13 protein-coding genes are annotated in these 12,807 nt (G+C 67.5%); 11 read left to right on the forward strand and 2 right to left on the reverse strand.

Features of this window, described 5'->3' with window-relative positions; all coding sequences use genetic code 11:
- Positions 1-165: 165 nt before the first annotated feature.
- From fliL to AXW83_RS09640, 5 genes are all read left to right on the forward strand, one after another.
- Positions 166-675, forward strand: coding sequence for a flagellar basal body-associated protein FliL (gene fliL, locus AXW83_RS09620; RefSeq protein ID WP_066620238.1), 510 nt, complete (start codon positions 166-168; stop codon positions 673-675).
- A 46-nt stretch (positions 676-721) separates the two neighbouring features.
- Positions 722-1,855, forward strand: a complete 1,134-nt coding sequence (fliM, locus tag AXW83_RS09625) for a flagellar motor switch protein FliM (protein WP_066612671.1) — start codon at positions 722-724, stop codon at positions 1,853-1,855.
- A 19-nt stretch (positions 1,856-1,874) separates the two neighbouring features.
- Entirely contained in the window at positions 1,875-2,336 is a 462-nt protein-coding gene (locus AXW83_RS09630) for a DUF6468 domain-containing protein (protein ID WP_066612672.1), read from the forward strand.
- Positions 2,333-3,169 carry a MotE family protein gene (locus AXW83_RS09635; RefSeq protein ID WP_066612674.1) on the forward strand — a complete coding sequence of 279 codons (837 nt, stop codon included), beginning with the start codon at positions 2,333-2,335 and terminating at the stop codon, positions 3,167-3,169. Before AXW83_RS09630 ends, AXW83_RS09635 begins: the two co-directional genes overlap by 4 nt.
- Before the next feature lie 80 nt (positions 3,170-3,249).
- The gene (locus AXW83_RS09640) at positions 3,250-6,726 is read left to right on the forward strand and encodes a tetratricopeptide repeat protein (RefSeq protein WP_156639913.1); all 3,477 of its coding nucleotides are present in this window, start codon (positions 3,250-3,252) and stop codon (positions 6,724-6,726) included.
- Between the two features lie 3 nt (positions 6,727-6,729).
- On the opposite strand, the gene fliP is transcribed toward AXW83_RS09640, so the two are convergent.
- Positions 6,730-7,443: a flagellar type III secretion system pore protein FliP gene (fliP, locus tag AXW83_RS09645; RefSeq protein ID WP_236841938.1), complete on the reverse strand. Its 714-nt coding sequence runs from the start codon at positions 7,441-7,443 to the stop codon at positions 6,730-6,732.
- A 361-nt stretch (positions 7,444-7,804) separates the two neighbouring features.
- Entirely contained in the window at positions 7,805-9,121 is a 1,317-nt protein-coding gene (locus AXW83_RS09650) for a flagellar biosynthetic protein FliO (RefSeq protein WP_168166082.1), read from the reverse strand.
- A 256-nt stretch (positions 9,122-9,377) separates the two neighbouring features.
- Between AXW83_RS09650 and flgB the strand changes: the two genes are divergently transcribed.
- From flgB to flhB, 6 genes are all read left to right on the forward strand, one after another.
- Positions 9,378-9,785: a flagellar basal body rod protein FlgB gene (gene flgB, locus AXW83_RS09655; protein WP_066612685.1), complete on the forward strand. Its 408-nt coding sequence runs from the start codon at positions 9,378-9,380 to the stop codon at positions 9,783-9,785.
- Between the two features lie 27 nt (positions 9,786-9,812).
- Positions 9,813-10,223 carry a flagellar basal body rod protein FlgC gene (gene flgC / locus AXW83_RS09660; protein ID WP_066612687.1) on the forward strand — a complete coding sequence of 137 codons (411 nt, stop codon included), beginning with the start codon at positions 9,813-9,815 and terminating at the stop codon, positions 10,221-10,223.
- A gap of 29 nt (positions 10,224-10,252) precedes the next feature.
- A complete protein-coding gene (locus AXW83_RS09665) occupies positions 10,253-10,579 on the forward strand; it encodes a flagellar hook-basal body complex protein FliE (RefSeq protein WP_066612689.1) in 327 nt (108 codons plus the stop codon).
- A gap of 25 nt (positions 10,580-10,604) precedes the next feature.
- On the forward strand, positions 10,605-10,871 hold the full coding sequence (gene fliQ / locus AXW83_RS09670; RefSeq protein ID WP_066612690.1) for a flagellar biosynthesis protein FliQ: 267 nt from the start codon (positions 10,605-10,607) through the stop codon (positions 10,869-10,871).
- A gap of 83 nt (positions 10,872-10,954) precedes the next feature.
- Complete coding sequence (gene fliR / locus AXW83_RS09675; RefSeq protein WP_066620240.1) at positions 10,955-11,713, forward strand: flagellar biosynthetic protein FliR; 759 nt, start codon at positions 10,955-10,957, stop codon at positions 11,711-11,713.
- Positions 11,714-11,720: 7 nt separating this feature from the next.
- Positions 11,721-12,788 carry a flagellar biosynthesis protein FlhB gene (gene flhB, locus AXW83_RS09680; protein WP_066612692.1) on the forward strand — a complete coding sequence of 356 codons (1,068 nt, stop codon included), beginning with the start codon at positions 11,721-11,723 and terminating at the stop codon, positions 12,786-12,788.
- The last annotated feature ends 19 nt before the right edge of the window (positions 12,789-12,807 follow it).

A 12,807-nucleotide genomic window follows, 5' to 3' on the forward strand; every position in this document is an offset into this window, starting at 1 on the left:
TGAAAAGGAGGATTTTAGCCTTGCCGCCCACCCGGCAGATGCGGGTCGTCAGGCAGAAACGACCCGGCAAGAACTGCCGCCTTTAACGAGGCGTTAACCGTAACTGCGCAGGGTACCCGGACGGGGTCGCGCGCTGCCAGAAGGCACCCCCGAGGCGGGATGACCATGGCCAAGAAGCCGAAGAAGAGCGAAGACGAGGCCGAGGGCGGCGAAGAGGCCCCCAAGGGCGGCAAGAAGAAGCTGATCATGATCGGCGGCGGCGTCGCCCTGCTCGCGGTGCTCGGCGGCGGCTGGTTCTTCTTTTTCAAGAAGCCCTCGGCGGAACAGCTCGCCGCGATCGAGGCGGCCAAGAACGTCAAGAAGCCCGTCGCCTTCGTCGAGATGAAGGACATGATGATCGGCATCTCGTCGGGCGGCCAGCAGGACCGCCAACCGATCATGAAGATCAAGGTGGTGCTCGAGATCGCCGACGCGAAAGTCTCCGACGAAATAAAGCCGCTTCTGCCGCGCGTCGAGGACGCCTTCCAGGTCTTCATGCGCGAGCTGCGCCCCTCGGACCTCGAAGGCTCGGCCGGCATGTACCGGCTGAAGGAGGAGCTGCTGCGCCGCGTCAACGTCACGGTCTATCCGGCCAAGATCGACGCCGTGCTGTTCAAGGAACTGCTGGTCCAGTGAGCGGGCTCCCCCGCCGCGAAAGACCGGCCCAAGCGATGGCAGACGCATGAGCAATGACGATCTCAACCGCGCAGGCGGCGCGCCCAAGGACGAGCCGCTGACCCCGGAGGGGATGGCGGCCGAATGGGCGACCATGCCCGATACGATGGAGGATGACGGCGAGCCGGAAGGCGGTACCGACCGCCTGATGTCGCAAGAAGAAATCGACACGATGCTCGGTTTCTCCGCCGGCGACGACAGGGATGCCCGCAACGGCATCCAGGCGATCGTCGATTCAGGCTCGGTCTCCTACGAACGCCTGCCGATGCTCGAGATCATCTTCGAGCGACTGGTGCGCCTGCTCTCCACCAGCCTGCGCAACTTCTTCACCGACAATGTCGAGGTCTCGCTTGAGAGCATCCGCTCGGTGCGCTTCGGCGACTACATCAACTCGATCTCGCTGCCCTCGATGCTCTCCGTCTTCAAGGCGGAAGAATGGGACAATTTCGGCCTGATCACGATCGACTCGTCGCTGATCTATTCGGTCCTCGACACGATGTTCGGCGGCAAGCGCGGCCAGCCCGCGCCGCGCATCGACGGCCGTCCCTTCACCTCGATCGAGATCAACATGCTCAAGCGCGTCATCGCGCTGATCCTGAGCGACGCCGAGGCCGCCTTCCATCCGCTCTCGCCGGTGAGGTTCACGGTCGACAGAATCGAGTCCAATCCGCGCTTCGTCTCGATCTCGCGGCCGGCCAATGCCGCCATCCGCGTCGAACTGCGCTTCGACATGGAGGGGCGCGGCGGCTCGCTGCACATGCTCCTCCCCTATGCGACGATCGAGCCGATCCGTGAATTGCTGCTCGAAAGCTTCATGGGCGAGAAGCTCGGCCGCGATCCGATCTGGGAGAACCATCTCGCGACCGAAGTCTGGCAGACCGACGTCGCGGTCAAATGCGTGCTGCACGAGACCCAGATGCCGCTCAAGCGCGTCATGAAGCTCGAGATCGGCGACACGCTGATGTTCGATTCGCGCCCTGATTCAGTCGTCTCGCTGCGCTGCGGCGACTTCATGGTCAGCGAAGGCCGGATAGGCCGGGTCGACGACAAGATCGCCGTTCAGGTCGTCAGCCCGCTGCGCCGCTCCAAGACCACCATCGCCGTCTTCGATACCGCCACGCCCCATGGTCTACCCTCCTGATGCACAAGGCTGCCGACGCATGACCATCACCCTCATCGCCGATGCCCTGGTCGCGAGCCTGCTCGTCGCGACGATCATCACCTGCTACATCCTCGCCAAGCGGATCGAGCGGCTGAAATCGGATGAATCCTCGATGCGCCAGACCATCGGCGCGCTGATCACCGCCACCGACACCGCCGAACGCGCCATCGCCGGCCTGAAGCTGACGCTGGGCGACTGCGACCGCACGCTCGCCGAGCGGCTGCGCACCGCCGAGCGCTACGCGGCCGATCTCGCAGCTCAGGTCGAGGCCGGCCAGAGCGTGATGGAGCGCATCACCCAGATCGTCAGCGCCGCCACGCTCGTGACGCAGAAGCCGGCGCAGGAAGCCGCCAAGGTCTCGACCGAGCCGACCCCGATCTCGCGCATGACCAGCGCCGCGCAGTCGGCCGCCGCGATCCGCGCCCGCGCCGCCCGCCGCCTGGAGGAGCAGGCTGCGTGATCGAACGGCCCCGCCTCATCCCGGCTGTGATCCTCGGCGCCATGAGCCTCCTGGCGCTGAAGCTGCTCGCCTGGACGTCGGAGCCCTATCCCGGCAGAATTCCTGCCAGCGGCCCTGTTCTGGCCGCACGCGCCGCGCCGGCACCGCAGCCGGAAAAATGGGCTTTCGCCAAGGTCATCGCACGCGCCCACGCCCCGGACACCTTTATGGATCCGGAGACCACGGGATCCAATCCCGCCCCCGAACCCAAGAAGGAACACGAGAAGGGGGAAGCAGAGGCCAAGGCCGAAGCGGCTCGCGCCGCCAACCCGCTGAACAAGGCCGGCGTCATCAACGGCACGGCCGCGCCGGTCTCGCCGGGCGAACGCGCGGTGCTCGAACGCCTCGGCGAGCGGCGCGACGAGATCGACGCCAGGATGCGCGAACTCGAGATGCGCGAACGCCTGCTCGACAGTGCGGAGAAGAAGCTCGACGGTCGCGTCGGCGACCTGAAAGCGCTGGAGGAGAAGGTCGAGGGTCCCAAGGCCCGCGGCAACGAGGACGAGACCAAGGCCGTCAAGAATCTGGTCATCATGTATGAAGCGATGAAGCCCAAGGAGGCCGCGCGCGTCTTCGACCGGCTCGGGCTCGATGTCCTGGTGCCGGTCGTACAGCAGATGAACCCGCGCAAGATGTCCGAGGTGCTGGCGGCGATGTCGCCCGAACGCGCCGAGAAGCTGACCGTCGCGCTGGCCACGACCGCGCGCGGTCCCGGCATCGAGCGCGCAGCCGCCGACCTCGCCCCTCTCGGCGGCAACGAACTTCAGGCGATCACGCCCTCCCCGCGCCGTTGAGCCGCCCCCGCCGGTCGAACCACCCTTAACCCGGCATTATCCTTGCCCCGCTAGCGTACCCATGGCGGGAGCGACCGTAAGTGCTCGCCGTCGTCGTCGCGTCGCGTGAGTGTCTCGGTTTGCGTATCCCGCGTTCCCTAGCCGTCGGTATCGGAATGGCCGCGCTCTGCGTCGCCGCCGGGCTCGGCGACGCCTGGGCGGCAAGCGCCATGCTTCGCGGCGAGACGATGCCGGCCGGCTTCGGCCGTCTCGCGCTGAGTTTCGACGAGGCGACGCCGATGCGGATCCGCGTCTCCAATGGCATCCTGGTCGTCGCCTTCGGCGCGCCGGTCACGCTCGATGTCGGCAAGATCGCCCGCGATCTGCCCGACTACATCTCGGTCGCCCGTGTCGATCCCGATGGCCGCGGTATGCGCTTCGCCCTGTCGCGGCCCTACCGCGCCAATCTGATCGAAGCCGGCGACAAGGCCTTCATCGACCTTCTGCCAGAAAGCTGGACCGGCCTGCTGCCCGGCCCCCCGCCGGAGGTGATCACTGCGCTCGCCGAGCGGCTCCGCGTTGCGGAACTGCGCGCCCGCGATGCCGACCGCAGGCCGCAGGCTCCGCTCCCGCCTCTGACGCTGCGTTCGGCCAAACTGCCGACGCTGGAGCGCCTGATCTTCCAGACGCCGGCCGATACGACCGTTAAGCCCGAGCTGGCCGACGGCACCCTCAAGCTGACCTTCGACCGGCCGCTTCCGGTCGAGACGGGTTCGATCCGCCCGTCGCTGCCCGACGGCGTTCGCCTCGTCGCGCAGGATACGACTGCCGATACGACGCAGCTGACCCTGTCCGTGCCCAAGGACTGGCTGGTCCGGAGCTTCCGCGAAGACGACGGCCTGATCGTCGATCTGCTGCGTCCCATCAAACCGGCGGCCGTCACCATCACCAGCCTCCAGAACCCGCCTGGCGAAGGCCCCAGGCCCGCGAGCGCGGAAGCGGCGAGGCCGGCCGGCGCCCCCGAGAGGGCGGCGTCCGCCGACAAGCCGATCGTCGCCCTGGCCGTATCGACGCCGTCAGCCCCACCGCCGCCGGTGATCGACCCGACGCCGCAGACCGTGAAGATCCAGGCAGTTGCCGGCGCGCAGGGCAGCCGCCTCGATTTCCGCTTTCCGAGACCGACAGGCGCCGCGGCCTTCGTCGATGCCGGCCTCGTAACCCTTGTCTTCGACACCCGCGACACCATCGATCCGGCCAGCTTCAAGGGCCTGCTGCCGCAACTCGTCGAGCACGCCACCGTGACCCGCGAAGCCAAGGTCACGCTGGTCAGGCTGCGGCTCGCGACCCAGCAGCTGGTGCAACTGGTCGATGACGGCCCGACATGGTCGCTGGCGCTGGGCGAACAGGCGCGCAAGCCCGCCGAGCCGATGGCGCCGAGGCGCACCATGGACGACGGCGGCCAGACCGTCGTCGCCGTACCGCTGCCGGGAATGACCGGCGTCCATTGGCTCGAGGCCGGACCGAGCGGACTGCCCATGGCGGTGGCGACGGCGTTCGGGCCGACGCGGGCGATGACGAAGCCGTTCCAGTTCGTCGAGTTCGGCCTGATCCAGACCGCGCACGGCCTCGCCGTCACCCCGCGCGCCGACGACATCGTCGTTCGGGCCGGCACCAATCAGGCGTTGATCGGGCGTTCCGGCGGGTTGACCGTGACGCCCGATCTCGTCGCCAAGGTCGAGGAAGACGGCGACAAGCCGGCCGAGAAGCTCCCGCCGCTTCTCGATGTCGATCTCTGGGCAAAACTGCGCGAGGGGCCGGTGCGTGAAGGCGCGCGCGCCTTGCTGCGCGACGTCGCCGACGCCTCGCGCGGCCGTAAATCCGAAGCTCGGCTCGCTCTGGCGCGCTTTTACGCCGCCAACGGCATGATGCCCGAGGCTGCCGGCCCGCTGGCGGTTTTGATGGCCGAGGACCCGGCCATGCGCGGTCATCGCGAGGCCCTGTTCCTGAAAGGCGCGATCGCGGCCCGGATGCACCGCGACCAGGAAGCGATCGCCGGTTTCAACGCCGCCCCGATCAAGGACGATCCCGAGACCGGCTTGTGGCGCGCGGTGGTCGATCAGCGGCTCGGACGGGCGGCGGCCGCCATGCTCGGCTTCCGCCGGGCCGAGCCGATCCTCGACCGCTATCCCAGGGACATCCAGTCGCGCTTCCGGGTCGCGATGGCGCGTGCCGCGCTCGCCACGCAGGACATGACCGTCGCGGTAAAGCAGATCGAGATGCTGGGCGAACTGCCTGCCGGCAGCGTCGATGCCGACGAGCTCGCCCTGCTGCGCGCCATGCTCGACGATGCCAGCGGCCGGCCGGAGGCGGCGATGAACGGCTACAAGCCGCTCTTCGACGTGAAGAACCGGCCCGTCGCCGCCGAAGCGCAGCTGCGCGCAGTCAGGATGGCACAAGCCGAGAAGCGCCAGGACCTTTCGCCGGAGGAGCAGATAGCGCGGCTGGAGACCGTTTCGGTCATCTGGCGCGGCGGCGATCTCGAAATCGAGGCGCTGTCGGAGCTGTCGCGTCTTTATGCCGACAATCAGCGCTGGCGCGACGCCTTCACGATCGCAAGGCGCGCCAACGAGAACTATCCCGACAATCCGCTGACCCGGCGGATGCATGACGAGACCGCGCAGCGCTTCGCCGAGCTGTTCAGCGGTCGCGGCAGCGAGCAATTGCCGCGGGTCGAGGCGCTGGCGCTGTTCTACGACTTCAAGGAATTCCTGCCGGTCGGGCGGCGTGGTGACGAGATCACCCGCCTGCTCGCAGACCGGCTGGTCGAGCTCGACCTGCTCGACCAGGCAAGCGAAATCCTGCGCTACCAGATGGACCGGCGCCTGAGCGGGGCCGCACGCTCGACGGTCGCCGCACGGCTGGCGATGATCGCCCTGATGAACGGCAAGCCGGCCGAGGCCCTGCGCGCGCTCGTCTCGACCAGGCTCGTCGAACTGCCCGGCGACGTGAACCGCGCCCGCCTCCTGCTCGAAGCGAAGGCCCTCTCGGACCTCTCGCGGACCGATCAGGCGCTCGAACTGCTCGAGGCCGAGCGCGGCACCGAGGTCGACCGCCTGCGGGCCGACGTCTTCTGGACCGGCCGCCGCTGGCGCGAGGCGGGCGAGGCCCATGAACGGATGCTCGGCGAAAGCTGGCGCGGCGCCGCTGCACTGACCGAGAGTGAACGCGCCGACGTCATGCGCGCCGCGATCTCCTATGTCATGGCCAGCGAAGCCCTTTCGCTCGACCGATTGCGTGCGAAATTCGCCGGCAAGATGGCCGAGAGCAGCGATGCGCGGACCTTCGCCTTCGTCACCGGCGCCAACCGGGCCAAACCCGCCGACATCCGCGAGATGGCCCGCACGGCGGCTGGCGCCGACACGCTGTCGGATTTCCTGAAAGCCTATCGCGAACGCTATCCGGCCTATGCGACGACGGTGCGCCAGCGGCCGAGGCCGGGCAGCACGGCAGCTCCTGCCGAGGGCGAGACCGGAGCGGCCGCTCCGTCTCCAGCGGCGCCTGCTCCAGCGCGCGGCTGATCTTCAGACCCCGTAGCTCTTCACCAGCGAGCCTGCCACCAGCCCCCAGCCGTCGACCAGCACGAAGAAGATCAGCTTGAACGGCAGCGCCACCGTGACCGGCGGCAGCATCATCATGCCCACCGACATCAGGATCGAGGCGACGACGAGGTCGATGATCAGGAACGGCACGAACAGCAGGAAGCCGATCTCGAAGGCGCGCCTCAGCTCCGAGATCATGAAGGCAGGCACCAAAATCTGGATCTGGACGTCCTGCGGTGTCGCCGGCACCGGCTCGCGCGACATCTCCATGAACAGCTGCAGATCCTTCTCGCGGACATGGCGCAGCATGAACGTCTTGAACGGCACGACGCCGCGATTATAGGCCTCCTGCGGCTGGATCTGCCCGGCGACCAGCGGCTCGATCGCCGCCGAATAGGCCTCACGCAGTGTCGGCGCCATGACGAAGCCGGTCAGGAACAGGGCAAGCCCGACGATCACGGCATTGGGCGGCGCGGTCTGCGTGCCCAGCGCCGAGCGCAGCAGCGACAGCACCACCGCGATCCGCGTAAACGACGTCACCATGATCAGGATCGACGGCGCCAGCGACAAAACCGTAATGATCGCGACGAGTTGCAGCGCCCGCTCGGCGACGCCCCCGCCCTGCCCGAGATCGAGCGACAGCGTCTGCGCGGAGGCAAGATCGGCCAGCAAGACGGAGATCGCCAGGCCGGTGATGACCGCGCGGCGGCCCTGCCGCCATCTCGCAACGATATTGGCCAGGATCACGCGCTGCCGCCATTGCCGCCCGACTCACCTGATCGGGCGCGCTCACGCTAAGGCCGGCCTTCTCCCCTCCGCAACCGCATCGCTGGAATAGGCGCACGCGGACGCCGACAATCCTGTTGATCGACGCGGGCTGGCGGTTTCGCTGCCGCCCGTCACGGACAATGCCGTCATTCCGGGCGCAGCGAAGCGGAGACCCGGAATCCATCACAGGGCGCCGACAGTGCCTTACGATGGATTCCGGATCGGCGCTGCGATGCGACGTGTCCGGAATGACGCCTTGTGTGGTTGTGACCGGCCGAAAAAAGGACGGTCAGGGCCTGCTCTTCGGCTCGCGCCCCAGCAGCCGCGCGAATTCGGCCTCGATCGCATCGACGGAGAACGGGTCGATCGGTGCCGGCTCCGGCTTCTCGGGTGCCGGTTCGTCGGGCTTATGTTCGGCGACGTCAGCGTCCGCCTCTGGCTCGCGCGCCTCGGATTTCGCCTGGGCCAGCTCCTCCCGCGAAGGCTGGTCCGGCTCCTGCATCGGTGACGGCTGCGGCTCGAACAGCGTGTCGTTCTCGACCGGCTCGGGCTCGATGGCCTCCGGCTCTTCGTCGACGGCAGGTGTCTCCGGCTCGGATTCGACCGTCGCAATCGGTTCCGGCTCCGGTTCCGGCATCGAAACCTCCGGCGCGACGAAGACTGGCTGCGGCGGCACGACGGGCTCTGGCAAGGCCGGCGGCCTCGGGCTCACGCGCTCCGGCTTGAGACCCAGCGCCATTTCCAGCTCCGCCTCCACATCGGCGGGGGTCGCGATCGGCCTGGCCATCGCCAAGGGCGGCGGCGGCATGGCGATTGGCGCGGCGATCTCGGCGGGCTCCATCGAAACGGGCGCGGGCTTGACCATCTCCTGCGGCACGACCGGCGCATTCGCCGGGCGGACGGCCGAGAACGGGCGTTTCAGAGCCTCCTCCAGCTGCCGGGTCATGTCGTCGAGTTCGCCGACGCTGGCGGCCGGCGCTGGCGAAGGCTCGCGGGCGAAGCTCGGGACCTGGGCGGCGGGCGCCGTGGCCTGGCTAGCCGCCTGCGCTGCACCAAGCGCGACTGCCACGGCCGGGGCCACGCTCGCGACCGTAATCTCGGGCTGGGACTGGACCGGACGTGGCGGCGGTGTCGGCGAAGATAACGGCAACTCCGGCTCGGCCACCGCGACCGGGGCCGGCGGCGACGCGCGGCGTGGTTCATCGACCGGCTCTCCGCGAGCGATGTCGAGACCCGGCAGGGGATCGAACGCCATCGGCCGCTCGGTAGCCTGGCCCTCCGGCGGCAGCGGCATGTTCGTCCGGCCGCCGCTGCGCACGATATTGGTTTCGACGACCACATCGGACGCGCCGCCGATCATGATCAGGTGCTCGACATTGTCGCGGCGGATCAGAATGAGCTGGCGCTGGCGGTCGAGGTCATGCGTATCGACCACGCCGAGCCGGGGTTGGCGCGCGCGCCCGCCGCCCTGCCCCTTCATCCGCAGCCGCCCGCCCTTGATCTGGCGCACGAAGAGCCCGAGCAGGATGAGAAGCACCAGGATGACCACCGAGGCGATTATCACCTTCTGCGCGGTCGGGAGATCGAAGCCTAACAATGTCTGCAAGGTTTGCCTCATGGAGCAACGCGGAGCCCTTGGCGGGCGATGCTTCCGCTCAAGGCTAACCCGACGGCTATAACATAGCGTCGCTATCATCGGGAAACATGGTGAACATGTGGTTAACCGCTTTCTCCAAACCCTCGGATCTTAACCGTCCGTTAACCCTGCACCCGGCAATATTTGCCCGGTAGACCCGTATCGCCCGCTTCCTCGCAGCTTCAGCGGAGATCGCGGACAGGGTCGCAGAAACGGGACGAAAGCCATGTCTGACAATGCCTTGGGCAGCGGCGGCAACCTGATGAACGCGCTGAAGGCGCGGATGCACTTCCACGAGGCGCGCCAGAAGGTACTGGCCGAGAACGTCGCCAACGCCGACAGCCCCGGCTTCCGCCCGGTCGATCTGAAGGCGCCGGTTGCCGGCCGCGCCTTGCCGCAGGCCGTCGTGCTGGCCCAGACGACAGCCGGCCATATGGGCGGTTCGGGCCCGGCCGGCAGCGGCTTCGACGACACCAAGGCGAAGCGCTTCGAGACCACGCCGAGCGGCAACGCCGTCAATCTCGAGGACGAGATGATGAAGGTCGCGCGCAACCAGGGCGACTTCCAGCTCGCCGCCTCGCTCTACAGCAAGGGTCTCGGCCTGATGAAGATCGCCATCGGCAAGGGCCGCTGAGCCGCCACGCGAAAAGGGACGAGGATCATGGATCTGCTCAAGAGCATCGCGGTCGCGACATCGGGCCTGCGCAGCCAGTCCGGCCGGATGCGCATCATCGCCGAGAACCTGGCCAATGCGGATTCGGGGCCCGACAAGGCCGGCGCCGAGCCCTATCGCCGCAAGGTCGCCACCTTCCAGCGCAAGCTCGACCGCGAACTGGAGGCTCAGGTCGTCGATGTCGGCCGCGTCCAGCGCGACCAGAGCGCCTTCCGCTCCAAATACGACCCCGGCCACCCAGCCGCCGACGCCGCCGGCAACGTCTCGATGCCCAACGTCAACTCGCTGGTCGAGACGATGGACATGCGCGAGGCCCAGCGCAGCTACGAAGCCAACCTCAACGTGATCTCCTCCACGCGCCGGATGATCCAGCGCACCATCGACATCCTGCGCGTCTGATCGCGCGGCTCGGAACGGGACGACACGCCATGGCCACACCCAGCTTCGCCGCCGGCGCCTATGCCTCGATCCAGGGGATGGGCGCGGGCAACCTGATGCGCAAGCCGCTCGCCGCGGCGACCGGCACGGGCGCCGGCACGCCCGATTTCGGCGCGATGATCGGCAAGGCGCTGGAGGCGACGGCCGACACCGGCCGCAAGGCCGACACGCAGACGGCCAACGTCGCCGCCGGCCGTTCCGACGTCGTCGACGTGGTAACCGCAGTCGCCGAGAGCGAGGCCGCGATCGAAACGCTGGTCGCCGTCCGCGACCGCGTCATCGCGGCCTATGAAGAAATCATGCGGATGCCGGTCTGACCGACCGCGATTCAGGATCTGATCAATGACCTCCGGAGCCATCCTCGACGTCGCCCGCGACGGCATCGTCGTCTTCCTCAAGGCCGGCGGGCCGCTGATGATGGTCGCGCTCGCCGTCGGCCTCGCCGTCTCGCTCGTCCAGGCACTGACCCAGATCCAGGAGCAGACACTGGTCTTCGTGCCCAAGATCGTCGCGGTCTTCGCAGCCATGCTGCTGTTTCTGCCATTCATGGGCGACGCGCTGGCGGGTTATATGGGGCGGGTCGCCGTCCGAATCGCCACGGGCGAATGATCCTGCCGCTGCCGCATCGCGCCATGCTCGTCCATGCGCAGCCCGGCCGGCATCATGATTGGCGCGGAAGTCCCGACCGGCCGATGCAGCTTGCGATCCTGCCCGAGATCAGCGCCATCTTCGTGCTCGTCTTCGCGCGCGTCGGCACCATGGTCATGCTGATGCCGGGCATCGGCGAGCGCTTCATCTTCTCGCGCGGCCGGCTCTCGCTCGCCTTCTTCATCGCCCTGATGCTGATGCCGATGGCCCGCCCGCTGCTGAGCGTTCCCGCAGACGTACCCTCGCTCGTCGGGCTGCTGATCCGCGAGATCCTGATCGGGCTGATCATCGGCTTCTGCGCCAGGCTCGTCATGGCCGCCTTGCAGACGGCTGGAACCATCGTCGCCCAGACCATGGGACTGGGCTTCGCCATGACGGTCGATCCGACCGGCGGTCTGCAGAACCCCTCGATCGGCAACCTGCTGACCATGCTCGGCATCACGCTGGTCCTGACCTCGGACCTGCACCACGTCGCCATCGTCGCGATCCATGAAAGCTACCGCCTGCTGCCGCCCGGAGGTTTCCCGGCGATGGACGACGTCATGGGCCTGGCGGTCAAGGCGACGGCCCAGGGCTTCTCGCTCGCGGTCCAGATCGCGGCGCCCTTTATCGTCTTCGGCCTGCTGTTCAATCTAGGCCTGGGGGTGCTGGCGCGGATGATGCCGCAGCTCCAGGTCTTCTTCCTAGCCGTGCCGGCCTCGATCCTGGGCGGCATGCTCGTGCTGCTCGCCGTCGTCGGCGTGATGATGAGCGTCTTTATCGACCAACTCGGCGATTTCCTGCGCCAACTCTCGGGCAACTGAGGCAGCGATGTCCGAACAGCCGGAGAACGACGACAGAACAGAAGACCCGACCCAGCGCAAGCTGGAGCAGGCGATCGAAAAGGGCGACGTCGCCAAATCCCAGGAAATCGGCACCTTCTTCGTGCTCTGCGGTTTCACGCTGGCTTTGCTCGTCGCCGCCGGCTGGTCGGCGCGCGATGCGGCATTGTCGTTGCGCAGTTTCCTGATGAACGCTCATCAGGTGCCCTCCGACGGCGCCGCCTTCTTCAACGTCACGAAGCAGGGCGTGATGACAGGCTTTGCGGCATTGGGAATGCCCTTCGCCTTCATCCTGGTCGCGGCTTTGGCCGGCGCTTTGATCCAGCACAAGCCGCTCTGGACCTTCGAGCCGATGATGCCGAAATTCGACCGCATCTCGCCGATGGCCGGCGCCAAGCGGATGTTCGGCAAGGACGCCTGGGTCAATTTCGCAAAAGGCCTCGCCAAGACCGGCCTCGTCGGCGTCGTCCTCTGGATCACGCTCTGGAACGAGCACGACCGGCTCGAAGCCTTCGCCCAGATGGACGTGACCGCGCTGCTCCCGGCGACACTGGCCCTGACGATCAAGCTGATGGCGAGCGCGCTTGCCCTCTTCGCGGTCATCGCCATCGGCGATTTCGGCTGGCAGCGCTACTCCTGGTATCAGCGCCAGAAGATGACCAAGCAGGAGCTCAAGGACGAGTACAAGAACTCGGAAGGCAATCCCGAGGTCAAGGCCAAGCTGCGCCAGATTCGCGCCAGCCGCGTCCGCAAGCGCATGATGGCCGCCGTCCCCAAAGCGACAGTCATCATTACCAACCCGACCCACTTCGCGGTCGCGCTGCGCTACGAGGCGGGCATGGCCGCGCCGCTCTGCCTCGCCAAGGGCGTCGATGCGGTGGCCCTGAAAATCCGCGAGGTCGCCGGCGAGCACGAGGTCCCGATCGTCGAGAACCCGCCTTTGGCGCGCGCGCTCTACGCCACTGTCGAGATCGACGATGAAATTCCTGTCGAACACTATCAGGCTGTCGCAGAAGTCATCGGTTACGTCTTGCGCCTGAAGGGCCGGCGCGCCTAACTCGCGCGACAGGCGCGGC

This window comes from Bosea sp. PAMC 26642, assembly GCF_001562255.1.
Classification (GTDB): Bacteria; Pseudomonadota; Alphaproteobacteria; order Rhizobiales; family Beijerinckiaceae; genus Allobosea.